At 59.8% G+C, this 1,149-nt stretch carries 1 protein-coding gene; it reads right to left on the reverse strand.

Going from position 1 to position 1,149, the window contains the following annotated elements:
* Positions 1–16: 16 nt before the first annotated feature.
* Complete coding sequence (locus G4G00_RS21725) at positions 17–931, reverse strand: IS110 family transposase (protein WP_164276644.1); 915 nt, start codon at positions 929–931, stop codon at positions 17–19.
* Positions 932–1,149 lie beyond the last annotated feature (218 nt).

A 1,149-nucleotide genomic window follows, 5' to 3' on the forward strand; every position in this document is an offset into this window, starting at 1 on the left:
AGTAGCAACTGTCTTGTCAGGGGCTGCCGAGGGCCACCTCGGCGTCCCGCTTGCGGGCATTGAGGATCACCAGCATTTTGCGCATGACCGCAACGAGGGCCACCTTGCTCGCCTTACCCTTGGCTTTCAGCCCCGCATAGAAATCGCGGAGTTTCGGCTCGTACCGGATGGCCGTCAGGGCCGCCATGTAAAGGGCTTCGCGTACTACCGCGCGCCCGCCACTGATGCGCCGCTGGCCATGCCAGGTGCCGCTTTCACGGTTCATTGGGGCCACCCCCACCAGTGACGCAATGGCTTTGCCCCCCAAGCTGCCGAGCTCGGGCAACTCGCAGGCAAGGGTACTGACAAGAATTGGTCCGACGCCCTTGAGTGAGCCGATCTCTTTCCAGCCCGGCTGTCCTTCAAGCTGCTCAGCGATAGCTCTATCCAATTGCTTCAGGTCTTCAGATAACTGAGCTATATGGCGTTGCTTTATTGCGATCAGAGCAGGATCAACCAAACGCCGCAAGCGCTGCGTTTCACTGACCCTCATCTGCACAAGATGCCTACGGCACTGCGCAAATTCAGCCAAACGCTGTTGCCAAGGTGCAGGTGGCACATAGCGAGTCAGTTTCAACAAATGGGCCATCTCGGCCAGCACCGTGGCATCGAGCCGATCGGTTTTTGCAGCCCGGCCGGTGCCTTGGGCAAACCGTCGTGCCCGAGCTGGGTTGATGCGCACCATGGGCAGACCGGCAGCGTGCAAAGCATCCAGGACGGCATGCTCGTAACCCCCGCTGGCCTCAAGAACAACCTGCTTGATGGGCCACTTCTTCAGCCACCGAATCAGACCGACAAAGCCACGCTTGTCGTTGCTGAATTGGCGAAATTGCTCTTCATGGACAGCCACATCCAGCGTGGCTTTGCTGACATCGATCCCGATCCCAAACATGGCAGAACTCCGCTAGGCTGACAGGGTCGAGAGCTCCCCCCGCTTGCCCAGTCTTATCAGTTCGAGCGCCAACTCAACCAACTGTTCGGGCGGTTCAGGGAGAATCCGGCGTGGGGACCCAAGCTACTTCACGGTCGCAAGACCTGGATCCACACGGTCGCCCACGCCGGGCTCTCGGCACCCAAGGTGCCAGATCGGCAAGAGATAAGATCCACGCC

The sequence above is a fragment of the Stenotrophomonas sp. B1-1 genome (assembly GCF_010894375.1).
Taxonomy (GTDB): Bacteria; Pseudomonadota; Gammaproteobacteria; order Xanthomonadales; family Xanthomonadaceae; genus Stenotrophomonas.